Raw genomic sequence first — 23,833 nt, 5'->3', positions numbered from 1 at the left:
TAAAATAGTTTCAGTTTTTGTTATAATTATTGTAATAAGAAAAGTAGGTGTCTATTATGCGCATTAACAAATTTCTAAGTGAATCTGGAATTATTTCTAGACGCGGTGCTGATAAATGGATCGCAGAAGGAAGAGTGACCATTAACGGTAAAATCGCTGAGCTAGGCAGCAAAGTTGAGGCAGGTGATGACGTCAAGGTAGATGGTAATCCGATTGTGGTTGAACAACCATTAGTTTATCTTGTGCTAAATAAACCAGTTGGTATTACTAGTACAACAGAACGCCATGTAAAAGGAAATATTGTCGATTTCGTAAATCATCCGCTTCGAATTTTCCACATCGGCCGATTGGATAAAGACTCAGATGGTCTCATTTTACTTACGAATGACGGGGATATCGTAAATGAAATACTAAGAGCTGAAAACAAACATGAAAAAGAATATGTTGTTACGGTTAATGAAAAAATAACAGATTCTTTTCTTGAGAAAATGTCCTCCGGCGTAAATATTTTAGGGACGAAAACCCTACCTTGCAAAGTGGAAAAATTAGGTCCATACACCTTTAATATTACTTTAACACAAGGGTTGAACAGACAAATAAGAAGAATGTGTTCCGCACTTGGATTCACTGTGAAAAGACTTCAACGAATTCGAATTATGAATATTTCACTGGAAGGTCTCGCTATAGGACAATGGAGAGAATTAACCGAATTAGAGAAAAAAGAGTTGTTCACTACACTTAATTATTCGCCAAAACGAAAATAGAACCTTTTGAGACGAAATGTAGTAATATCACTTGACATAAAACCAAATGGTTTCGTATTATAAATTATACGAAACCATTTGGTTTTATTTTTAATTATGAAAGTAGGAATAACAATGGAAACGAAACTTCAAGATATCATACAAACAGTTGTGTTAAATGCGCCAATTCAAAAAGTGTGGGAAAATGTTTCAACCTCAGAAGCGATTGCTAGCTGGTTTATGCCAAATGACTTTCAATTAAAAGTCGGCCATGAATTTCATATTCAATCACCTTTTGGTCCATCCCCTTGCAAGGTCACAGAAGTAAATCCTCCTAATAGGCTTTCTTTTATATGGGATATAGACGGATGGAATGTTTCATTTATTTTGAAAGAAATTGGTGATAAAACCGAGTTTACGCTTATACACGGTGGATGGAAACAACCGAATGACATTATTACAAAAGCAAATGAAAAAAGTTCTATTATCCGGGAAAAAATGGCTTTTGGTTGGAAAGCTCTTGTTCAGGATCGTTTAAGAAAGGTTGTTGAAGGATAAGTGTCTTCTGCCGCACAGAAATATGATGTTTTTCAGGCTATCGCTGATCCAACGCGCAGAGAAGTTCTAAAGCTTCTTTCTGAAAAAGAATTACCTATTTCTGAAATTACTTCTCACTTCTCTATTAGTCGTACTGCGATTGCAAAACATCTTCATGTTCTTTCAGAAGCAGAATTGGTGGAAGGACGTAAAGTTGGTAGGGAAAAAATATATCAACTTAAGCCTGAATCTTTAAAAGAGTTAAGTGAATGGCTTTCCTATTATGAACAGTTTTGGAGTAACAAATTGTCAATTCTTAAGTATATAGTTGAAAACGATAAAGAATAGGAAAAGCACAAGCATGCCCTTTAAGAGTACATTTTGTCCTCACTGTTTCCCGAGAACTGTGGACTAAGCAGTAGCTACACTATTTGAGAAGAACAAAATTTTAAGTAACAATAACATTTTATATCAATGTGTCGATTTTGAAGATACTGGTTCGCTGTATTATTAAGAGATTATTGGGGGATTTTACTCTAAAAAAAGGAGGAAATTTTTATGCTGTTTATGATGATTGTTAAAGCTTCTAAGAATTCGGAAGCTGGAAAGCTCCCAAGCTCTGAGCTCATTGAGGCCATGACGAAGTTCAATGAGGAATTAGTTAAGGCAGGGGTCCGGGTTGCTGCTAAGGGACTTCATCCAAGTTCAAATGGAATTCGCATTTCGTATCCGAAACCAGGGGAAAAGCCCGAGGTTTCGAATGGCCCCTTTACGGATTCGAAAGAATTGATTGCCGGGTTCATTCTGATTGATGTGAAGTCGAGGGAAGAGGCCATCGAGTGGGCCATGCGGATGCCGGACCCACAAGGACATGGGGAAGGTCAGATTGAATTGCGCCAAGTATTTGAGGTGCCGGAGTTGACCGAGGATTAGGGAAATGGCTAAATCCTGAATGGTTAAAAATAATTATTACCACCGATTTTACAGTAAAAGTTTTGAATCTCACAAAACTGATGGAAGAATCGGCGTACGTATTAATCAACCCCACATTAAATAACTATTTTAATGCAAGATTTTTGAGCAAGAACTGTTTGGCGGCTCTTGTTTCACCCACTACAGTCTACTTCAATTGTATACATCAAAAAAACGCTCAATTTCTGAGCGTTTTTACTTGCCATTTATATTGCCAATTTGTTGTTGAAATATAAGCTGGTTAGTATGAAATTTACTTTGTTATTGGCATTTTTCTTCCCACCAACCAACCCGTTACATTTTGCAGTCGGTGTTTTTCTATTTATGAATTACCAGCTACTCGCTTTTCAAGTGGTTGAAATAATTTCTTTTTATCCATATCTGGTCGGATTGTTTCTAATTGTTCTAAAGCAATTTTTGCACCAAAGTCCATTCCTTGGCAACCAGCAAGTAATAGTAAGTCTCCTTCTGTTACTTCTTGAAGGCTATGTCCTATTGCCTCTGGTAATTCTTCATATAAATGAACATTTATTCCCGCTATATCCATCACTTCTTTAAAAACAGCTAATTCCTCATCTGACACTACGTCCTTTTGCGTGACATGAGAACGGCTAAGAGTTGCTATGATTTCATGGATTCCCAGTCTAGGAGCCCATCTTGCAATTGCTTCTGCATTTTCTTTATTTACTGTGACTCCTCTATCTCCGCGAATTGCATATACAAGAGAGACACGATTGAAATCCATTTTTTCTAATGTGCCGAGCGTAATATCAATATTTCCACTATTAGCAAAGTGGTCGTCAATAATTTTAAAGTCGTCCTCGAATATTATTTCAAACCTACGCTCAACTCCAACAAATTCAAACAAGCTTTTTTGAATAGTTTCTATAGGTACTTCACATAGTAGCCCAATTACAATACTAACCATGGAGTTATAAACTGAGTGGAAACCAGGTGTAGAAAGTTGAATTTGGAATTGTTGCTTTGGAATTACAAGATCTTGTGTAACTAGATCCTGCGTAATATCTACTGTGAATTTTGCGCGACCCGTCGATAAATCCAAGTTTCTACAAATGACATCTGCAGATTGTTCTTCTACTCCAATAGTGATTACTTTTGCTTTTGTTTTATTTACAAGAGAAGCAGAATATTCGTCGTCCAAATTTAATATTGCCACTTTGTCTGCTCCCGCATTTCGAATCAAGCTAGACTTATGTTTAAAATAATTTTCAAATGAAGAATGTAAATCGATATGCTCACGGCTAATATTATTTAATGTTACAATATCAAAATCCACACAACCTACGCGATTTAACTCTAGTGCAGAGGAGGACACTTCCATCGTTGCATGAGTAACACCTGCCTCAACCATTTGTGCGTAAAACCGTTGCAAGTCTAATGATTCTGGTGTCGTCAATTCTGATGGCTCAGCATAATCTCCGATTTTCACTACAACCGTACCCATTAGTCCCGTTTTAAGACCATGATTTTCTAAAATAGCATTTGTCATAAAAGATGTGGACGTTTTTCCATTTGTAGCTGTAATACCAATGGTTTTTAACTTTTGAGTTGGATGATCATAAAATGCATCTGCAAGTGTAGCTAAAGCATTTCTTCCGCTTTCTACTTTGTATTGAGGTACATCTAAACCTTCTATGAATTCCTCAACTACAAGTGCGGTTGCTCCGTTTTCTACTGCTTGTCCAGCAAACTGATGTCCATCCGATTTAAACCCTCTTACGCAAACAAACACTTGTCCTTTTTCAACTTTTCTCGAGTTATAGGCAAGTCCTATTATATCTATTCGTTTTGCATGAATGACTTCTTTAACATCAACATGCTCCATTAACTTTGTTAGTTCCATAAAATGGCCACCTTTTCACATGATTAAATTCGCCTTATAGGTTTTGAACCAACACTAAGTTGGTAACTCAGGCGTTGCGATAGTACGCGGCGATTATATCCTGAGTTTCTTTACTCAACAGGAGGTTTAACACCTTTGTATAAAGATAGGTTGTTTCATTATAGTTTACCCCAATTACTACAAGAAGAAAACTGAAAGGGGAGTAATAAAAGGTCAAAAAAGGAGAAGGCTTCCCCCTTCTCCGTTTTACTATATTGCTTCGTTATAATGTTCCTTACAAAATGAAAGTACTTCTGTTTCTTCTTCTTCCTCTAATCCAAAATCTAATACTTTCCCATTGCTTCTGTATAAAATATGGTACTGTACAATTCGTTCAACAGCATCTTCAACAGCTAAAATAACTCGTAAATCTAAAGATTCACCATCACCAAATATCTCATCATCTTCTGGCACTTCAATACCTAGTAAAAACTCATAACGGTCTCCTGCTATAATGCCTGTTGGATCTTTTATTTTTTCAACCTCATAGGATGTTATTTTCAAAAATTCCACCTCCATTTACTCATTTTATCACTTTCTTAACAGAAAATAATCCTTTATCTAATTTGTTGTTATAATGAATATAATAAAACACATAAGGGGAGATAAAAATGAAACTTAGTGCTGAAAAATTAATTTACATAGTCGTCCCACTTTACCTGTTATTATTAGTATTCGGAAAGGGATTAAATACTATTCTCTATTCTGTAATATCCTTTATTCTCGGAATTACAATGCTTTATCTTGCATTTAAACTTTTAAGAAAACAAAAGAAAGAACGGAAACAATCCTGAGAAGCCCTGCCCAATATGACGGTACTGAAAAAGTCCCCATAATTCGGCATTGCAAGATGGGGTTGTCCAATTAGTAAGATAATCGTTGAAACGGCTCCCTTTCCGCGGGCGTTACCTCAGCCTCCTCGCTTCGCTGCGGGGTCTTCGGCTAAGGCTATTGCCGCAGGAGTGTCGCCTTTTTCAACGATTTTCTAGTAATTAAAAAATGGAGTGAGTGTTCTATTTTTTGCCAAAAAACCATCTATCTTAAATAAATGATAGTTTTTCAGTGCTCTAGCCCAAATCACATTAATTCATCTTCTATTTCATTCATCATTCTATAGGCACCTTTTGAAACATTTGAACATATAGCGAGTGTTATACCTAAGTTCGGATAATAGGCGGAATGAAAAGAAACACCTGGATCATAACCCATCACATGGTATTTAAAAGTAATTTCCCCTTTTTTCTGAATCCATACTCCATATCCATAGAAATCATCATTCTCTTCATGAACATATGGTGTAAGCAGTTGCTGAGTCAATGGCTCACTTAATAGAATATTATTAAAAAGGGCTTCCCAAAATTTCAACATATCCTTGGTCGTCACGAAAGCTCCGCCATCCGATCCTCCTTGAACAGGTAACGAGTAAATATTCGTTTTCCAAGAACCGTCTTCGTAATCTATGTAACCAGTCGCTACTTTTCCTGGAAGCGAATCCAAAGCAAAATAACCTGAATCCAGCATTCTTGCTTTATCAAAAATATGATGTTGCACATAATCAGTAAATACCTGGTTACTTACTTTTTCAACAATTAAACCTAATAAAATATAACCTGCATTATTATAGTGAAAACGTTCACCTGGATTAGCTTTCATCTTTTCAAATTGGAACAGCGGTAAGAAGTCCTCTAGGTTTCGCATTTGATACATCGGTCTCGCAATCCATAACTCCTCAAAATCATCCATTACTTCTTCATCAAAATAATCAGGGATCCCTGATGTATGAGTTAATAAATGATGAATTGTAATATTTTCAGGAAAGTTAGGAAAGTTCACACCCAAACAATCGGTTAGTTTAGTATCAAAAGTTAACTTTCCTTCTTCTACAAGCTGACAAATAGCAACTGCAGTAAAAATTTTACATCCGGAAGCTATACCGTATCGTGTACCATTAGCATTCCCTATAATGTCTGCTCGGTTTGCAAGACCATAGCTAGAACTCGCAAGCATAGACTCACTATTTTCAACTAAGATAGATCCGGAAAAGTTTATTTCTTTCCCAATTTGTTCTAACCTTGTCATTAGACTACTTATCACTTTTTTCATCTCCCTCGTTTGTATACTGTTCTAACCAATCATCGCTATTATTTTGCAGTAATGGTTTTTGTACCAAATCCTTAAACGTTTCGGGGTTTATTAATTTTGTATAGTCATGTCCAAACCTTTTTACCACATTATCTCTTTTAACTAAATATGAACGACTAGAGAAGCGCATATCTATTTCTTCCAGGTTTTTTATTAACACAAAAGCAGCAGTGGTATTATAGATTACCGCTTTTTCTTCCTCTGAATTGCTAGGAATATCATAGTTTACAATTAACGTTAGTTTATCAGAATCTATTACGATACCCGTTTTATCATTTGATAGTGGAAGATTATTAAATAGATTATTCGTATTTGACGCATTTCCCAAGAAGGTATTTTCATATGCTAATAACTTTTCAAATTTATGTGTAGCAATATTTAACTGACTAGTTTTATCTTCAACTAATTTCTTTTGATTATTATTTAATACATAAAATATACCCATCAGTAACAATAAGACTACTACCACTACTAACCAAATGTTTTTTTGCATTTATTCCCCTCCAACTTGTTTCATTTTATCGATAATCATACTAGAATAATAACTTTTAATACACTACAATAGGTTTAATATAAGATAATGTGGAGGGGTTAGAGACTATGAGTCAACTTAATAAAGATCTATATGATTTTATTATTGAAAATAAATCAAAAATAACAGACGAATGGCTCTCTAAACAGATTTCGGAAGACCCTGAATATATTTCTTCGACCTCAGAGATGTATTTAAGAAATGAAAACGGTACATTAATAGAAGCAATTGCCTCTATATACGTTCAAGATAGAGAAGAATATCGGAATTATATTGAAAATCGCGCTGAGATTGTGGCTAAAAAGAGAGCTGTGGAAGCTTTCCCTCTTTATGAAAGTATTCGTTCATTTCGTAGAGTACGTAAAACAATGTGGAAATTCGTTCAAATTTTTATGGAACAATATGATAATAAAATCACTACTAAAGATGTAAGTTTGTTGTCAGATAATATGAATTCAGCTTTTGACTACATTATTGAAAGCTTTGCTAAGTACCATCACGGTCATACACAACAAATTCTTATGAGTCAGCAAGCACTAATCACGGAGCTTAGTAGCCCCGTAATCCCTGTAAAAGAAGGTATCGGTGTTTTGCCACTCGTTGGCGATATTGACTTCCAACGCGCAAAATTAATATTAGAATCAACTTTAGAACAATGTACTAACAAAAAACTAACTACAATTTTCATCGATTTATCTGCGGTTCCGATCCTCGATAAAATCGTTGCACAGCAGTTATACCAATTATTAGCTGCATTAAAGTTAATAGGAGTAGAACCAATTTTTTCAGGAATTCGCCCAGAATTAGCCCAGATTGCTATCTCGCTTGGAATAGACTTCATGAATATACAAACATACTCTTCCTTATCACGTGCATTAGAAGTTCATACAAAATGATAGGGGAAATAAGAAAAGCGCACGTGCACTTTAATTGCACCTTGTCCTTATTGTTTCCAGAGTGCTTTGGACGAAACATTAGCTACACTATTACCGTTAGAGTAATGGATTCTGAAGTGACTGCGTCACTTCAGAATCCATTTTTTAGGTAATCTTGTGGCGGATGTTTGTCCTTCGTCCTCTTGGAATTTGTGAGGACATGATGCGTTTGGTTTAGGTAATTAGAGAAGGAATACTTTCCTACTTGGTTAAAAGCGGACGAAGATACAATTTCGTCCGCTTAAGCCTTCGTTATCTATGGATACTATCTATTTTTCTAGTGTATCTACCTACTCTAATCATGCACCAACTGATTCTTTCAGTTATCTTAAGGCAGAGGCACTAAAAATTTGCGCTTTTCTTATCTTATTTCAGTTTTCCCTTCATTTGAAACAATAATTCGGGGTCCGTCAACGAGTTCTATTTCTAGAGGAGAAGTTTCACTCATTCTTTTCGAAAAATACCATCTTCTGTTGGGAGGGACTAATAAAATATACGTATCTTTGCTTCCTAAGAAGTTAAGTTGACTTGGTTCAATGTCTACATGTCCTAAGATAGGAATACCAATACTTTGGAGTTGTTCCCCTACCTCTTCTACAAAAGGAGTTGTAATGCTTACCTCACTTAAACTTAACAGGGACTCCACACTGAAACCACTCCATTTATCCACATTACGTCTAGCAATGAACTCAATCACATTTCCCACGGGATCTTCAAAGTAGAAAGCATCTGCTTCAAAACGTGAATAATAAATTTCATCTACCGCATCTTCTCTGTTTAATGTCACTCTATCTAAGGCCCAATGTTTCGCAAGAGTGAATTGATTTCCTGGTATATTAATAGCAAAATGATACAAAGTGGGTTGTTCTGACTCCCGAAAAGTAAGCGTTGACGTGCCTATAGATATAGTAAAATGCGCACTGCTTGTTTCTAAAATATGTAGTCCTAGTACATTACCATAAAACCCCTTTAGATGCTTTAACTTATTCGTATACATGATTACTGACTTGAACACATTCTCACCCCATTATTTTACGTTAATTAATTCAAATCGTTCGCACACGAGCAGCATATCCTCTGAAAACTCTAAATCTACTTCTATTAATGCCTTCCTAAAAAACTGTACATGCACACTTTTCCAGTAATCGTACGAACGATCTCCTTCTCCTTCATCATATGCAAATGCTTCTGATACTTTGTTCAAAGGACAAATTGTTACTTCTGTAGTTCTTATAATACATACAGGTTCGTCGCTGGTATTTAACACAATACTATAGTCATCTACTTTTGGAAGAGGTTCTCTCTCTATTTCATAAAAGATATGACCAGAACATGTCGCAGTTTTCACTCCGTCCATAACCAATTTAGCCAATTCATCTGGGTTTCCTCCAAATTGCCATGCACTAACGGACTTCGGTTTTTCTTTCCTATTCCAAAATGCATCCCAATAATTCTGTGCCTGGGTATTCATTTCTGACACCTCAATTCTTGAGTAATGTTTATTTACAGTATAGAAAAGAATCGCATGAATTACTAATTACAAAAAGAGAAACACTTAAAAATGAATGCGGTCTTCTTTTTATGGTGATATATTTTATTAAAGGAGTGATTTCACATGACAACGAAACTTTATTACAAAGATCCATACATTCAGACATTCTCCGCAAGTATAACTAAGCAAGAGCAGAATTATGTAGTGCTTTCAGAAACTGCGTTTTATCCAACTGGTGGAGGGCAACCGCATGATAGCGGAATATTAAATGGCATTGAAGTCACGAATGTAGAAATAATAGACGGGGAGATTAGACATTACTTAGCAACAAGTCTAGCTCCAAATACTAAGTATGTAGAAGGTGCAATTGATTGGAAAAGACGGTTTGACCATATGCAACAACATGCAGGACAACATATATTGTCAGCTGCCTTTGATAATTCGTTAGGCTTTAAAACGGTTAGTTTTCACTTAGGAAAAGATAGCTCTACGATTGATTTAGATATAAGTGAGATTTCAGAGCAACAGTTAACAGAAGTAGAAGCACTTGCAAATAAGATTATTTTAGAAAATCGTCCAATAGAGACAAAGTGGGTCACAGAAGAAGAGCTTACTCAATACAACCTTCGCAAACCTACTAAAGTGAAAGAGGATATACGACTTGTCATAATACCAGACTTCGATTACAACGCATGTGGCGGAACTCATCCAAAAACTACAGGCCAAGTTGGGCTTTTCAAAATATTACAGATGGAGAAACAAAAACGAAATATTCGAGTAGAATTCATTTGCGGAGAAAGAGTCATTACTCACTTACAACGTAAACATACTATTATAACAAATTTAATAAGTAGTTTAAGTTCCCCAGAAGAAAAACTTGAGGATGCTGTACATGTTTTATTGAATAAAGACAAGATGCAAGAAAAACACATAACAAACTTAAGTGGGCAAATTTTACAATACGAAGCAAAGGATCTTATTAGAGATGCGGAAGGAAAAATCATTTCATCTACCTTTGAAAATCGGTCCATTCAAGAACTTCAAAAACTTGCAAAGCTGATTACTACTCAATCAATGGAGTCAGTTTGTATTTTAGTATCAGAAAATGAAGGTCGGAAACAAATTGTTGCTGCTAGAGGAAGTTCTGTGGACCAAAACATGAAAGAACTAGTAGAACACATCCTCCCACTTATCCAAGGAAAAGGTGGTGGAAACGCCTCGATTGCACAAGGTGGCGGAGAAAGTTTGATATCAAGTGAACAATTATTAGAAAGTGTACTACAGTATCTTGCCTTGTAACAACCGTTCCATAATAATCCTCCTTACATATACTAGGTTGAATATATAGTGAAAGGAGGATTGTTTTATGAACAACCAATCTCCATATTTTCAAGGGCAACAAGGATATCCACCTGGAAATATGATGCCAATATACGGGCAGTATCCAGGACAATTCCCAAGTCAGTATCCAAGTCAAAATCCTGGGGAATTTCCCGGACAGTATCCTAGCCAATATCCTGGGCAATTCCCGGGGCAATATCCTAGCCAATATCCTGGGCAAAATCCCGGACAGTATCCTAGCCAATATCCTGGGCTAAATCCCGGGCAGTATCCTAGCCAATATCCTGGGCAAAATCCCGGACAAATTCCTGGCCAACAACAGTGGCCACAGGAATCAGAGCACTCATCTCTACCTAGTTTCCCACCGCTTGATCCGCCTGAACCACAAGGGGAAGCACCTACTAGTCCCCCTCCTTCTTTTGTCCCACAAAAACAAAATGTTGGAACTTTTGCAGTAGATCCGGGTTCTATTCGTGGATGTTTACACCACAATACTTATGTATGGCTGACTAATGGCAGTGCTTTTTGGCTTTACCCAACTTTTGTTGGTAGAAACTCAATTTCTGGATTCAGATGGAATGGCCATATGTGGACATATTATGGAACAGATTTAGATAGGATATCTTCTTTTCAATGCTACTAATAAAACTTCGGACTGCGTACTTGTTTAATTAGTACGCATTTTTTTATGGACGATTTCTATAAGCACGTATAGATGTCTTTAACGAAGAGTATGAACCAATTGCTGCTCCGCTATAAAAAAACCCCATAAATATACCTGCCGGTAAGTTATGGCGATGGCTTATAAATATAGAAATAAGCAGTCCAATTATTGTAGCAATTGTGGATACATATTGTGGTCGTATGGGTAATAATATCTTCATAATTTCTGTGATTATGAGAACAACTGGCACAGCCCAAAGTGAGTCCCATACATTCGTATGGATAATAGGAAACTCTGTCATTACTTCTACTCCTTTTAAAAAAATTATCTTCTGTTTGTTAGTTTGTGTAAGAATCTGAGACTCATACTGAAGTATTAGATAGCTTTACAAATATCATAAAGAGATGTAAAATAATTTAGCTAGGTAAATTATTTTATTATAGGGAGTTACTCATACTATGAACCCACTTTTCCATGAACTTTTTCAAAAGACACGATTTTTAACAAATGAAATAAATCAATATTTAAAAAAACATGATTTATACGCTTCGCAATGGACAGTATTGTACTGTATTCAACAACATAAACAAATGTCTTTAACACAGATTTGGAAATACTTAAATGTCGAAGCTCCCACGATTACTCGTACAGTTTATCGCTTAGTAGAGCTTGGATGGATAGATATTCATCCTGGTAAAGATCGTCGAGAGAAAATCGTACAGTTATCAGAAAAAGCTTTACAAGACTTCCCAAATATTATGGTTTCTATTCTTGAATTTGAAGATAGAATCGCATCTAATCTGACAAGTGAAGAGGAGACTCTTTTGATTGATTTATTACAAAAAATTAAATAAACAAGGAGGCTTAATCGTTTTGAATAAAAAAGATCCAATATGGACTAAAGCATTTATTAGTTTATTTGCAACAAACTTTTCTATTTTTATTATTTTTTACGGTTTAGTATCTGCACTTCCCCTTTACGCTAAGGACGCCTTATCTCGTTCGGATGAAGATGCAGGTCTATTAATGACGATCTTTTTAATATCCGCTATAATTGTTCGACCTTTCTCCGGAAAACTTCTAGATCTTGCAGGAAAACGCAAAATGCTATGGACTACACTATTCTTGTATTTAATATGTACAGGGCTTTATTATTTTATAGAACCTTTTAATGCGTTATTAGTATTACGATTTGTACAAGGTATTTTCTTTAGCATTGCAACGACCGCAAGCGGATCATTGGCAGCAGATAATATTCCAATATCACGTCGTGGCGCTGGACTAGGATATTTTACTATGTCCACAAATTTAGCAGTTGTTGTAGGTCCATTTATTGCGTTAACTTTAATACAGGTTTTCTCTTATGACGTTTTATTCCTATCTCTAACTGCATTACTAATCCTCGGTGCAAGCTCCGCTTTAATGATACCTGCAGATAAAGGACATGCTAAACAGATCCCAAAAACAAAATTAACTTGGAATGATCTTTTTGAAAAGAAAGCTCTACCGGTTGCGCTAAACGCTAGCTTGGTAGCTTTTGCGTATGCTAGCGTCCTATCTTATTTGTCTATTTATTCACAAGAAAAAGGTGTATTGCACTTAACAAGTAGTTTCTTTGCTGTATTCGCCGCTGTTATGCTTTTAACTAGACCATTTACAGGTCGCATTTTTGATGAAAAGGGTCCTAAATACATTATTATTCCAGGTCTGTTTTCATTTATATTAGGACTTGTATTACTTGCATTTATGAACTCACCATTCCTATTCTTACTAGCAGGTGCATTTATCGGACTTGGATATGGTGCTGTTGTACCCAGCTTTCAAACACTTGCAATCCAATCGACAAAGAATGAGAGAAGTGGCTATGCTACTGCTACCTTCTTCACATTGTTCGATACAGGGCTAGCAATAGGATCTTATGTACTTGGATTAATAGCCAGTAAGCTCGGGTATCAAAACTTATATTTATTTTCCACTATATTCCTCGTCATTGCTGTTGCATTATTTATAGCAAGACAGAAGAAAATGGACCGTTTAACTTAAATGTTGAACGGTTTATCTTTTCCAATTTAATTGTCCATGTATGTATATTACTCCTGTATTTGGAAAGACTTGAATGGACATAAATTTGGGAGGTAATTAAATGAAAAAGCAATACATGTTTATTTTACTAGCTACAATGGTCGTACTCGGAGGATGTAATTTCTCATCCGCAGATGCCGACTTAAATGAACCAGTGGAAGTTTCATTAATAAACACTGAAGGAAAAGAAGTCGGACATGCAACACTTACTGAACACGCTAAAGGGGTACATATCCTTTTAAAAGCAGAGGGATTAGAACCAGGAGTAAAAGCTATACACTTCCATGAAACAGCTGTATGTGAAAAACCAGAATTCACTACTGCAGGAGCACATTTTAACCCAACTCATAAAGAGCACGGTTTTGAAAATCCGAAAGGCTATCACTTAGGGGATTTGCCTAACATAGAGGTTGGTGAAGATGGTAAAGTAGAGTTAGAGACAGTTTCACCAGCAGTGGTTTTAGCTGCAGGGAAAAGTAATTCACTTTTAGACGAAGATGGTAGTGCTATTATTATCCATGAAAATGCAGATGATTATAAAACAGATCCCGCTGGCAATTCAGGAAAACGAATTGTTTGTGGGGTAATTAAAAAGTAAGCTGGACGGTGAGTGTAATGAGAAAAGTAGGTTGGTTTTTACTTTTTGTTTTAGCCATTTTCTTCTCTAGGCCATATTGGGAAGAGTATGCCGAGGACTATGTAGATCTTTCCTTTTTAACACCCGTGGATGAGTGGATTGATTCTTTAGGGGTCGGTCAATATTTGAATGAAGCAAAATCATATTTGATGGAAATAAAAAGTGAACCAGCAACTACAATTTCTTCTGATCAAGAACTTCCTACAGGTAGCGGAGTAGAACTAGAACAAGTAACACTTGGTATGAAAAAAAGCGAGATTGAGAAAATACACGGTAATGCAAAAAGAGTTAGCTTAAATGAATATAATCTAGTCTGGCATACGTATCATGAAAATTATCAAAACTTCATGATGGTTTCTTATGATATAAACAATAAGGTAAATGGAATGTTTACCAATCAACCATCTCAATCGTCTTTTCTAGGAATGCATATGAATAGTACTAGAGATGAAGTACACTCAGTACTTGGTGAACCGCTCACTAAACTGAGGAAAGGTAATATCGTCTATATTCTACCAAATTCAGGGGAATATGATTTATATCTGATCGATCAGAGTTATGTAACTTTTTTTTATGATTTACATGAAGATAATACGATTACAGCTATACAAATAATCGCAAAATCGGTGGAGAACAATCAGCCCTCTACCTTTGGGAAACCGACTGAAGAATTGAAAAAAGGATTTGAATTTCAGCTTTTCGATTTAACAAATGCTGCACGCGCAATCCGTGGTCTATCTATTCTTTCCTATGATCAAAACGTGAGTAATACAGCTAGAAAACATAGTGAAGATATGGCGATTCACAATTATTTTAGTCACGAAAATCTAGAAGGCAAATCTCCATTTGATAGGATGGAAGAGGATGGTTTACTATTTACTTATGCTGGTGAAAACTTAGCTTATGGACAAGCAAGTAGTATTTTTGCTCATGAAGGTCTAATGAATTCAATTGGTCATCGTAAAAATATTTTAAGTGTCGATTTTCATAATTTAGGAGTAGGCGCTGCTTTCAATGTAGAATCTACTCCCTATTACACGGAGAATTTTTACTCGAAATAAGAAAAGCGCAAGCGTCCTTATGTGCATCTTATCTTCACTATTTCATGAGTGCTTTGGACAAAACATCAACTACATTATTACCGTTGGAATTTTTGTGGATCGTGAAGTGACTGCGTCACTTCACGATCCATTTTTCGGTAATCTTGTGGCGGGTGTTTGTTCGTAGCCCTCTTGAAATCTGTAAAGATATAATGCTTAAGGTTTTAATAATTAGAGATATAAACCTGTCCTATACATTTAAAAGCATCCGAAGATTCAATTTCGGATGCACTGTACTTTTTTAAATATGGACACTGACTATTTTTTCTAGTTCCACAGTCCCTTTATTTAAAATGTTTTAATGCTTCTCGCTTACTTAAAGCTGCAAGTTGTGTATTTTCTACAAATTGGCGAACAACCTCTGGACTTGTTTTTGCATACTCTCTTAATATCCAACCGATTGCTTTTTGAATAAAAAACTCTTTTGAAGTTGCATGACGTTCAATAATTGCGAATAAAAGTTCTTCATTTGTGTCTTTCTTGTATTTTAGTTGATGTAAAATAGAAGCCCGATTAGTCCACATATTGGAAGAATTAGCCCATTCGACCATAAAGGATTCCCCTTCTATTTTATTTGTTTTCACAATATCTCCAACAATCTTTGGTGCAATCGAATCTACGCTATCCCACCACGAATGATTTTCAATTAACTTTAGACAAAAAGGTAAATCTTCTATAGTTAGTTTCTTTTTGTACTTACTTAATAATTCGATTGCAACATAATGATACTCGCGCTCTTCTTGTTCAAACAGTGCCCATACTTCATCATGTAAAGATTCATAGGGAGGAAGCTCATTTTCTTTTATAAGTGCACTAAAAACCATTCTTCGTTCCGGGGTTTTGATCCCTAAAAAAGGGAAATTGTTTTTCATGTATTTTGCCATTGGTATTGCATTTTCTTCGTTTCGATGCGGCTCCATATAAATTTTAACCAGTTCTGTTGACCACTTAGGCTTCATAACAAATCCTCATTTCAAATGAAATCCTTTACTAGATAAGAATTCTGCTATATCTGGACGTCTTGGCTTCTCAAGAAAATCAGCCATTGACTTAGTCCAATTTGCAACTTTTTGGTTAAATCCTCTGCTAAGATAATAATCTTCCATTATTTGGTCGTATTCCTTTAAGAGTACTTCGTATTTCGAGCTATCATATGCATTTTCATGAAGTACTGCGGTAACAGGAAGCCGAGGTTTCACTTCATTTTGTTGGTCAGGTATTCCTAATGTGATTGCAAATAATGGGAAAACCCCTTCTGGCAAATCAAATAAATCACTGATTTCAGCAGGTTTATTTCGTACTCCACCTATATAGCAAATTCCATACCCTTTAGATTCTGCAGCGATTACTAAATTTTGTGCAAATAAAGCGACATCCACTGTACCTACTAAAACATTTTCAGTCGTATCCACTATAATATCTGTATCATGCAGTTTACCTGCTGCTTTAAGACGATGAAAATCTGCACATAATAAAAACGATGCTCCCGCAGTTTCAAATTGCTTTGGGTTGCTAGATAGTCTACCTAACTCTTCTTTTTTCTTATCATCTGTTACCCAGATAACACTATATGCTTGAACAAAATGAGAGCTTGCGGCATGTTGAGCGGTTTCTATAAGCTCTGAAACTTCCTCTCTAGACAATGTATAGTCTTTATATTTTCGAACAGAAGCATGATTGCGTAATAATTTCTCTACCATGTTGTCTAACCTCTTTTCTTCATTTTTCTTATGTATAGTATAGCTGAATCTTGCGAAAGGAGAAAAAATAAAAGCGAATTAGAATGTCTATAACAACTCTCTAATTCGCTTTTATTTAATTTTGTATTTGCTTATTTTCTTCTACAGTGAAAGCTCGGGATCTTGTTAAAAAGCGTTTCCCTTCAACTCCTTCAAGGGAAAACATTCCCCCTCTACCATCCACTACATCAATGATTAGTTGTGTATGCTTCCAATAATCGTACTGACTTTTATGCATATAAAACGGCGTATCTCCAATACTTCCTAGCAGCACATCTTGATCCCCTAAAATTAAATCACCATCCGGATAACACATGGGGGAAGAGCCATCACAACAGCCTCCCGATTGATGAAACATTAGCTGACCATGCTTATTTTTCAATAATTCAATGAGTTCCAGTGCAGCGTCTGTAGCGACTACTCGTTCAACCACCTACACTCACCCTTTCATCTAAATATTAGAAAACCTTTTATATTCCTTATCAAAAGAACCCAAGTTTGTTTTCGTTATAGCTAACAAGAAGATTTTTAGTTTGTTGGTAATGGCTTAACATCATTAAATGATTTTCACGACCGATACCGGACATTTTATAACCACCGAATGCAGCATGTGCTGGGTATTGGTGGTAGCAGTTTGTCCAAACACGTCCCGCTTGAATTCCACGTCCAAAACGGTACGCTGTGTTCATATTACGTGTCCAAATACCAGACCCTAATCCGTATAATGTATCATTTGCAATTTCCAGTGCTTCTTCTTTTGTTTTAAAAGTCGTCACTGACACTACGGGTCCGAAGATTTCTTCTTGGAAAATTCTCATATTGTTAGTACCTTTAAATACTGTTGGTTTAATGTAATATCCTTCTGCAAATTCCCCATCAAGCATATTACGTTCTCCACCTATTAAGCACTCCGCACCTTCTTGCTTTCCAATATCTAAGTAAGACATGATTTTTTCCATTTGTTCAGTAGATGCCTGTGCACCCATCATCGTATTTGGGTCTAAAGGGTTTCCAATTTTAATCGCTTCCACACGCGCCAATACTCGTTCGATGAATCTATCATAAATTGATTCTTGAATAAGCACGCGAGATGGACACGTACATACTTCTCCTTGGTTTAAAGCAAACAGAACGAATCCTTCTACTGCCTTATCTAAAAACGCATCGTCTTCGTCCATTATGTCTTCGAAGAATATATTTGGTGATTTTCCTCCAAGCTCTAACGTTACAGGAATTAAGTTTTGAGAAGCATATTGCATGATTAAACGGCCAGTAGTTGTTTCACCTGTAAATGCAATTTTACTAATTCGTGGGCTAGATGCTAGTGGTTTCCCGGCTTCTAATCCAAAACCATTTACAATATTCAACACACCAGGGGGTAATAAATCTCCAATTAACTCAGTCAGTACTAAAATAGATGCAGGAGTTTGTTCCGCAGGTTTTAAGACAACACAATTTCCTGCCGCAAGCGCTGGAGCTAGTTTCCATACTGCCATTAATATTGGGAAGTTCCAAGGAATAATTTGTCCAACTACACCAAGCGGCTCATGAAAGTGGTATGCAACTGTATCATTATCAATTTGACTTAATCCGCCTTCTTGTGCACGAATAGCCCCTGCGAAATAACGGAAATGATCAATTGCTAACGGCAAATCAGCGTTTAATGTTTCACGAACTGCTTTTCCGTTATCCCATGTTTCTGCTACTGCAAGCATCTCAAGATTTTCTTCAATACGATTTGCAATTTTATTTAATATATTTGAACGCTCCGCCACGGATGTTTTGCCCCAGCCATCTTTAGCTGCATGCGCTGCATCTAAAGCAAGCTCAATATCTTCTGCAGTTGAACGTGCAACTTGTGTAAATACTTTACCTGTTATTGGTGTTACGTTTTCAAAGTATTCTCCTTTTACCGGTGGTGTCCACTCGCCATTAATGTAGTTTTCATACTTGTCCTTAAATGAAACTTTCGAGCCTTCTGTATTCGGAAATGCATAAACCATTCTGAAATTCCTCCCCTTAAACTTTTTTTGCGCATTCCACATTTTATGCAAACATATAGTTATATATGCGCTTTCAAAACTACTTAAATATAAATAGTCTAGTATTCATTTTGACAGATTAGATTTAATATTACAATTATTCTGCCTATTAAACAAAAATAACGCAAGCGCCATTTAAGTGCATCTTGTCTTTACAGTTTCCGGAGTGCTTTGGACGAAACAATTGGCTACATTATTACCGTTAGAATAATGGATCGTGAAGTGACTGCGTCACTTCACGATCCATTTTTTCGGTAATCTTCTGGCGAATGTTTGTCCGTCGCCAATCTTGGAATTTGTGAGGACATGATGCGTTTTGTTTGGGTAATTAGATAAAAAATGCTCCCCTACTCATTTAAAAGATTCCGAAGATACCATTTCGGAATCTCTTCACTTCTTTACCTTAAGATGCTATGTATTTTTTCCCCTAGTTCCGCTTGCCGTATAGATTGGCAAATGAAAGCACCAAACTTTGATTGCTTAATTAAATATACACATTAAATCCTTTTACCAGCTTTTTAAAAAGCAATAGCATCTCTTACCTGGGTAATACTCACTTAATGGATTGAAGTGAAAGGTGGCGACTCCGGACGGTGGCCAACAGGATTTTGGTCACGAAGGCGTTGCCACACGATGTGGCAACGCCTTCGTTCCTCGGAGACAGATTAGCCATCATAAACGAACGTGTTAGCGGCGGTGATGGCTAATCGCTCACCCCGCGGAACGTGTCCACCTGAAACGTAAATCCACCTATTCCTTCCATAAAAAGTTTATATACTTTCTGCGAAAAAAAGCTCGAGTGTATATACTATACACTCGAGCCATTTATAAAAAACTTATTTACTTGTCTCTCTCCTTACTACAGGAGCTACTTCTGTTGCAAGTAGTTCAATTCCTTTTACAACCTCCGTAAATGATTGACCGCCTATATCTATTTGTGCGATAAATCGTTGATGTCCAAATAATTCATATTGATAAAGAATCTTTTCAATGATTTGTTGCGGACTACCAACAAATAGCGCTGTTTCTGGGCTTGCCATATGTTCAAAATCTGGCCGAGAAATTCTTGTTGTCATGCCTCTTTGATTATTTACATAAGACCAGTAATTGGAGTAGTATGGATAAAATTCATCTTTTGCTCGCTGTGTTTCTTTCGCAATATATGTGTGTCCAGTTACGCCAACTTGTAAACTAGCAGGAGAGTGACCAGCATCTGCTCCAGCTTGTAAATATAAGTCTACAAGAGGTTTAAAATGCATCGGATCTCCTCCAAGTATAGCAAGTGCCAACCCTGTTCCAAGTCTACCTGCTCTAACTGCACTTTCTGGAGTTCCGCCTACACCAACCCATATGGGAAGCTTTTCTTGAACTGGTCTAGGAGAAATCATGGCGTTTGTAAGATTAGAACGAAAATTACCTTGCCATGTTACGATCTCTTCTCTATTTAATTGTTGAAGCAATTTAATATTTTCTTCAAATAAAGCATCGTAGTCTTGCAAGTCATATCCAAAAAGCGGAAAAGACTCCACAAATGCACCACGTCCTGCTATAATTTCAGCTCTTCCATTCGATATTTGATCTAGTGTAGCGAAATCTTCAAATAAGCGAACCGGATCCAACGTACTTATTACGGATGTTGCACTTGTTAATTTTATACGCTTTGTTACTTGTGCAATGGCAGAGAGTACAACCGCCGGGGAAGATATACTGTAGTCTAAACGATGGTGTTCCCCAACACCGAAGATATCAAATCCCGCTTGATCTGCCAACTTCCCTAGTTCTATTACCTCTCTTAAACGCTGTGACGAACTTATTGTTTTTCCAGTAAGCGGATTTGGACCAAGATCCCCAAAAGTATAAATACCAATTTCCATCATTTAAACTTCCTCTGATACGACTGTAAATCGCTCGTTTACATGCTGAGGACGTTCAATTTCATCCACAACCGCGACTGCATAATCAGCATAGCTCACATAGCTATTCCCTTTTGCTTTTACAATAAGATTATCTTTTCCTCTTTTATAAGAACCAGTTCTTTTACCTTCTGGGTTAAAGAATGCCGCAGGACTTACAAATGTCCATTTAATTCCTTCGCTTTGTTGTAAATCTTCTAAGTTTTTACCTTGATTAGTTGCTGTAGCTAGATATTCTTTCGGGAAATCAGGTGTATCCATTACTTTAATTGTTTTTGCTTCATCTACAAATAAGCTTCCTGCTCCGCCTACTACGACTAGTTTTGTTTCAGGTGCATTCTTTATTGCATTGATTAATGATTTTCCAGCTTCCACATGTAAATGTTCTTGCCCAGGAGGTGCACTAATCGCATTAACTACTACATCAAATTGGTTTAAATCTTCCCCTTTTAAATCAAAGATGTCTTTTTCTAATACGGATGCATTCGTATCATCTACTCTTGCAGCATTTCTAACGATTGCAGTTACTTCATGTCCTCTATCAGTTGCCTCTTTATAAATTAAACTTCCTGCTTTTCCAGTTGCTCCGATTATACCTATTTTCATGTATTTTCCCTCCGATAAATTAATATTTGTCGTAACCAATACAGTTACAACTATAACAAAAAAATTGAATCTACTTATCCAATTTTTCGATTTAACACTTGAACTAGCTCTTCCATCGTAATTTCCTTTAAAACTGCCTCCATGGCTTCTTGAGCACGGAACAATATTAACTCCAACACACCTTGAATATTGGCACCTACAGGACAATCTGGATTTGGATTTTCATGCATTTGAAAAAGTTCTCCCGTTTCCACTACTTCTACAGCGTGGTACACCTCTAATAATGTTATTTCTTGTAACGGCTTTTGAAGGGTTGCTCCACCTAGTCCACGACGAATATCTATAATCCCCGCTTTTTTTAGTTTACCCATTACTCTTCGGATTACTACAGGATTTGTATTAACACTTTCTGCAATCCACTCGGATGTACAAACGACACTTCGATCTAAAGTAATGAGAGATAGTATATGAACCGCCACTGTAAATCGACTACTAATTTTCATGTCTTTCCACCTTCCGATGTAACCATCATAATTACATCTATATTTTTTGTCAATAAAAAAGCGTTGCAAATAATGCAACACTTTCCTTTTCTATTATTTTTTAATACGGCTTCGCAAAAGTCCTATTATTCCAGGTAAAATAGAAATAAAGATAATCAGTAATAAAACTGTTGAGAAGTTATCTTTAATTATTGGGATACCTCCAAAGAAATAACCAAGTACTGTGCCTAGAGTAACCCATAGTGCTGCACCTGTTACATTATAAATTAAAAAATAACGGTAATGCATTTGACTAGCTCCTGCAATAAACGGTGCAAATGTCCGGATAAATGGCATAAATCTTGCAATGACGATCGTTTTTCCACCATGTTTATTAAAGAACTGTTGTGCCTTCAAAAGCTTATCTTGATTAATCCACTTTCCAAGAAAACTATTAGGAGGAATAGAAGTCCCTACTTTTTTCCCAATATGATAATTCATCGTATCTCCAAGCACAGCTGCGACAAAAAAGACAATCCACAACAATGCGATGTGAAACGCTCCAACTGCTGCAAATGCTCCACTTGCAAATAATAGAGAATCTCCCGGTAAAAAAGGAAAAACGACAACACCTGTCTCAATAAATACAATCAAAAATAATATTGCATAGGACCATCCACCGAAATTATGGATAATATCTACTAAATGCTTGTCTATATGCAAAATAAAACTAATTAAGCCTTGAATAATTTCCATTTGGATTCACTCTTTCGCAATATAATTCTTACTCATTATACCATAATATATTTATTTCAATATTATTTTACTTAACGGAGGCTTTATCCTTTAATTATACTGAAATGTTCTTTAAAATATAGAATATACGAGTTTTTTAGAAAAGAGGTTGATAACATTGGGTGACATAGCAAATGGTATAAGCTCGGAAGTTAAACCAGTTAAAGTCCCACATAAGAGTGCTCCCAAAAAAGTCTTGTTAGCTCGGACTATTATGATTGCCGTTGGTGCAATATTGATGGCAGTTGGATTAGAACTATTTTTAGTACCTAATCGAATACTAGACGGCGGAGTCGTTGGTGTATCCATCATACTTTCACATCTTACAGGCTTTCGTTTAGGAGTTTTCATATTTATCTTGAACATCCCTTTCTTTTTCCTCGGTTATAAGCAAATAGGAAAAACCTTCGCATTATCTACACTATTTGGTATTACTGTATTATCCATTTTCACGTCGTTATTACATAAAGTTGAACCAGTAACTACAGATTTGTTACTTTCCACTGTTTTTGGAGGCATTGTATTAGGAATAGGGGTTGGTCTTGTAATACGAAATGGGGGTTCACTTGATGGATCCGAGATTTTAGCAATCTTATTCAATAAAGCTCTCCCGTTCTCTGTTGGAGAAATCATTATGATTATAAACTTAGTTATTTTCTCTGTCGCTGGATTTGTCTTTACATGGGAACAAGCGATGTATTCATTTTTAGCATACTTCATTGCATTCAAAACAATCGATATTGTTATTCAGGGACTTGATGAATCCAAATCTGTATATATAATAAGTGATTATATAGAAGATATTGGAGACACAATTATGGATCGTTTAGGACGTGGTGTTACGTATTTGCATGGTGAAGGTGCATATACTGGAGACAATAAAAAAGTGATTTTCACCGTCATAACGCGATTAGAAGAAGCTAAGCTAAAAACGATCGTAGAAGAGATTGATGATCATGCCTTTCTAGCCGTTGGCAACATAGCTGAGGTTCGTGGTGGAAGATTCAAGAAAAAAGATATTCATTAAGAAACACGAAGCTCTTTAAGTGCAACTTATCTCGGTTACTCGTTACTAATCATAATGACTATTACCGGGGAATTACGTAAGTAGCGCTTTTTCGCCTTAACCTATTCAAGCAAACTTATCTGTCAACTAATTGAAAAATTGAAGAGAGG

The 23,833-nt window shown here is 36.2% G+C and carries 27 protein-coding genes; 12 read left to right on the top strand and 15 right to left on the bottom strand.

The annotated features are described in order from the left end of the window. Positions 1–56 precede the first annotated feature (56 nt). From rluF to ACTSKG_RS13010, 4 genes are all read left to right on the top strand, one after another. Positions 57–764, top strand: a complete 708-nt coding sequence (rluF, locus tag ACTSKG_RS13025; protein WP_464755021.1) for a 23S rRNA pseudouridine(2604) synthase RluF — start codon at positions 57–59, stop codon at positions 762–764. 114 nt (positions 765–878) lie between these two features. After that, on the top strand, positions 879–1,301 hold the full coding sequence (locus tag ACTSKG_RS13020) for an SRPBCC family protein (protein ID WP_464755020.1): 423 nt from the start codon (positions 879–881) through the stop codon (positions 1,299–1,301). Next, positions 1,302–1,628: an ArsR/SmtB family transcription factor gene (locus tag ACTSKG_RS13015; RefSeq protein WP_464755019.1), complete on the top strand. Its 327-nt coding sequence runs from the start codon at positions 1,302–1,304 to the stop codon at positions 1,626–1,628. It begins immediately after the preceding gene. Positions 1,629–1,838: 210 nt separating this feature from the next. Continuing rightward, positions 1,839–2,213, top strand: a complete 375-nt coding sequence (locus tag ACTSKG_RS13010) for a YciI family protein (protein WP_464755018.1) — start codon at positions 1,839–1,841, stop codon at positions 2,211–2,213. Between the two features lie 361 nt (positions 2,214–2,574). Here ACTSKG_RS13010 and ACTSKG_RS13005 read toward each other — a convergent pair whose 3' ends face one another. The 4 genes from ACTSKG_RS13005 to ACTSKG_RS12990 form a co-directional block, all read right to left on the bottom strand. After that, complete coding sequence (locus ACTSKG_RS13005; RefSeq protein ID WP_464755017.1) at positions 2,575–4,116, bottom strand: Mur ligase family protein; 1,542 nt, start codon at positions 4,114–4,116, stop codon at positions 2,575–2,577. A 249-nt stretch (positions 4,117–4,365) separates the two neighbouring features. Then, positions 4,366–4,659, bottom strand: a complete 294-nt coding sequence (locus ACTSKG_RS13000; protein ID WP_464755016.1) for a DUF6509 family protein — start codon at positions 4,657–4,659, stop codon at positions 4,366–4,368. A 573-nt stretch (positions 4,660–5,232) separates the two neighbouring features. Further along, entirely contained in the window at positions 5,233–6,249 is a 1,017-nt protein-coding gene (locus ACTSKG_RS12995) for a serine hydrolase domain-containing protein (RefSeq protein WP_464755015.1), read from the bottom strand. Beyond that, positions 6,239–6,790: a DUF4825 domain-containing protein gene (locus ACTSKG_RS12990; protein ID WP_464755014.1), complete on the bottom strand. Its 552-nt coding sequence runs from the start codon at positions 6,788–6,790 to the stop codon at positions 6,239–6,241. Before ACTSKG_RS12990 ends, ACTSKG_RS12995 begins: the two co-directional genes overlap by 11 nt. Before the next feature lie 107 nt (positions 6,791–6,897). On the opposite strand from ACTSKG_RS12990, the gene ACTSKG_RS12985 reads away from it, so the two are divergent. Next, positions 6,898–7,725 (top strand): STAS domain-containing protein, encoded by an 828-nt coding sequence (locus ACTSKG_RS12985; protein WP_464755013.1) that lies wholly within the window; start codon positions 6,898–6,900, stop codon positions 7,723–7,725. Between the two features lie 400 nt (positions 7,726–8,125). Here the strand turns inward: ACTSKG_RS12985 and ACTSKG_RS12980 are convergent, their stop codons facing one another. Together ACTSKG_RS12980 and ACTSKG_RS12975 are read right to left on the bottom strand one after the other, a co-directional pair. Further along, entirely contained in the window at positions 8,126–8,779 is a 654-nt protein-coding gene (locus ACTSKG_RS12980) for a glyoxalase (protein WP_464755012.1), read from the bottom strand. A 12-nt stretch (positions 8,780–8,791) separates the two neighbouring features. Next, positions 8,792–9,235 (bottom strand): ASCH domain-containing protein, encoded by a 444-nt coding sequence (locus ACTSKG_RS12975; RefSeq protein WP_464755011.1) that lies wholly within the window; start codon positions 9,233–9,235, stop codon positions 8,792–8,794. A 144-nt stretch (positions 9,236–9,379) separates the two neighbouring features. On the opposite strand from ACTSKG_RS12975, the gene ACTSKG_RS12970 reads away from it, so the two are divergent. After that, on the top strand, positions 9,380–10,555 hold the full coding sequence (locus ACTSKG_RS12970) for an alanyl-tRNA editing protein (RefSeq protein ID WP_464755010.1): 1,176 nt from the start codon (positions 9,380–9,382) through the stop codon (positions 10,553–10,555). Between the two features lie 67 nt (positions 10,556–10,622). Then, complete coding sequence (locus ACTSKG_RS12965; RefSeq protein WP_464755009.1) at positions 10,623–11,240, top strand: hypothetical protein; 618 nt, start codon at positions 10,623–10,625, stop codon at positions 11,238–11,240. A 43-nt stretch (positions 11,241–11,283) separates the two neighbouring features. Here ACTSKG_RS12965 and ACTSKG_RS12960 read toward each other — a convergent pair whose 3' ends face one another. Then, entirely contained in the window at positions 11,284–11,562 is a 279-nt protein-coding gene (locus ACTSKG_RS12960) for a hypothetical protein (protein WP_464755008.1), read from the bottom strand. A gap of 157 nt (positions 11,563–11,719) precedes the next feature. Between ACTSKG_RS12960 and ACTSKG_RS12955 the strand changes: the two genes are divergently transcribed. The 4 genes from ACTSKG_RS12955 to ACTSKG_RS12940 all read left to right on the top strand — a co-directional run bounded on the left by ACTSKG_RS12955 (position 11,720) and on the right by ACTSKG_RS12940 (position 15,041). Beyond that, complete coding sequence (locus tag ACTSKG_RS12955) at positions 11,720–12,115, top strand: MarR family winged helix-turn-helix transcriptional regulator (RefSeq protein WP_464755007.1); 396 nt, start codon at positions 11,720–11,722, stop codon at positions 12,113–12,115. 19 nt (positions 12,116–12,134) lie between these two features. Next, a complete protein-coding gene (locus tag ACTSKG_RS12950) occupies positions 12,135–13,304 on the top strand; it encodes an MFS transporter (RefSeq protein ID WP_464755006.1) in 1,170 nt (389 codons plus the stop codon). Positions 13,305–13,404: 100 nt separating this feature from the next. Then, positions 13,405–13,941 carry a superoxide dismutase family protein gene (locus ACTSKG_RS12945; RefSeq protein WP_464755005.1) on the top strand — a complete coding sequence of 179 codons (537 nt, stop codon included), beginning with the start codon at positions 13,405–13,407 and terminating at the stop codon, positions 13,939–13,941. 17 nt (positions 13,942–13,958) lie between these two features. Beyond that, positions 13,959–15,041, top strand: coding sequence for a CAP-associated domain-containing protein (locus ACTSKG_RS12940; protein ID WP_464755004.1), 1,083 nt, complete (start codon positions 13,959–13,961; stop codon positions 15,039–15,041). Positions 15,042–15,364: 323 nt separating this feature from the next. Here the strand turns inward: ACTSKG_RS12940 and ACTSKG_RS12935 are convergent, their stop codons facing one another. From ACTSKG_RS12935 to ACTSKG_RS12900, 8 genes are all read right to left on the bottom strand, one after another. After that, positions 15,365–16,039, bottom strand: a complete 675-nt coding sequence (locus ACTSKG_RS12935) for a DNA alkylation repair protein (RefSeq protein ID WP_464755003.1) — start codon at positions 16,037–16,039, stop codon at positions 15,365–15,367. A 9-nt stretch (positions 16,040–16,048) separates the two neighbouring features. Further along, positions 16,049–16,780, bottom strand: a complete 732-nt coding sequence (locus ACTSKG_RS12930) for an NADPH-dependent oxidoreductase (RefSeq protein WP_464755002.1) — start codon at positions 16,778–16,780, stop codon at positions 16,049–16,051. A gap of 115 nt (positions 16,781–16,895) precedes the next feature. Next, positions 16,896–17,252, bottom strand: coding sequence for a DUF779 domain-containing protein (locus ACTSKG_RS12925; RefSeq protein WP_464755001.1), 357 nt, complete (start codon positions 17,250–17,252; stop codon positions 16,896–16,898). A gap of 49 nt (positions 17,253–17,301) precedes the next feature. After that, complete coding sequence (adh, locus tag ACTSKG_RS12920; RefSeq protein ID WP_464755000.1) at positions 17,302–18,822, bottom strand: aldehyde dehydrogenase; 1,521 nt, start codon at positions 18,820–18,822, stop codon at positions 17,302–17,304. An 875-nt stretch (positions 18,823–19,697) separates the two neighbouring features. Beyond that, on the bottom strand, positions 19,698–20,735 hold the full coding sequence (locus tag ACTSKG_RS12915; protein WP_464754999.1) for an LLM class flavin-dependent oxidoreductase: 1,038 nt from the start codon (positions 20,733–20,735) through the stop codon (positions 19,698–19,700). Between the two features lie 3 nt (positions 20,736–20,738). After that, a complete protein-coding gene (locus tag ACTSKG_RS12910) occupies positions 20,739–21,380 on the bottom strand; it encodes an NAD(P)-dependent oxidoreductase (protein ID WP_464754998.1) in 642 nt (213 codons plus the stop codon). 74 nt (positions 21,381–21,454) lie between these two features. Beyond that, positions 21,455–21,883 carry an Rrf2 family transcriptional regulator gene (locus ACTSKG_RS12905; protein WP_464754997.1) on the bottom strand — a complete coding sequence of 143 codons (429 nt, stop codon included), beginning with the start codon at positions 21,881–21,883 and terminating at the stop codon, positions 21,455–21,457. A 93-nt stretch (positions 21,884–21,976) separates the two neighbouring features. Further along, a complete protein-coding gene (locus ACTSKG_RS12900) occupies positions 21,977–22,618 on the bottom strand; it encodes a VTT domain-containing protein (RefSeq protein ID WP_464754996.1) in 642 nt (213 codons plus the stop codon). 253 nt (positions 22,619–22,871) lie between these two features. Here ACTSKG_RS12900 and ACTSKG_RS12895 point away from each other — a divergent pair, with 253 nt between their 5' ends. Then, entirely contained in the window at positions 22,872–23,684 is an 813-nt protein-coding gene (locus tag ACTSKG_RS12895) for a YitT family protein (RefSeq protein ID WP_464758029.1), read from the top strand. The last annotated feature ends 149 nt before the right edge of the window (positions 23,685–23,833 follow it).

This window comes from Psychrobacillus syltrankelensis (assembly GCF_055454035.1).
This window is presented reverse-complemented; position numbering and strand designations above follow the sequence as displayed.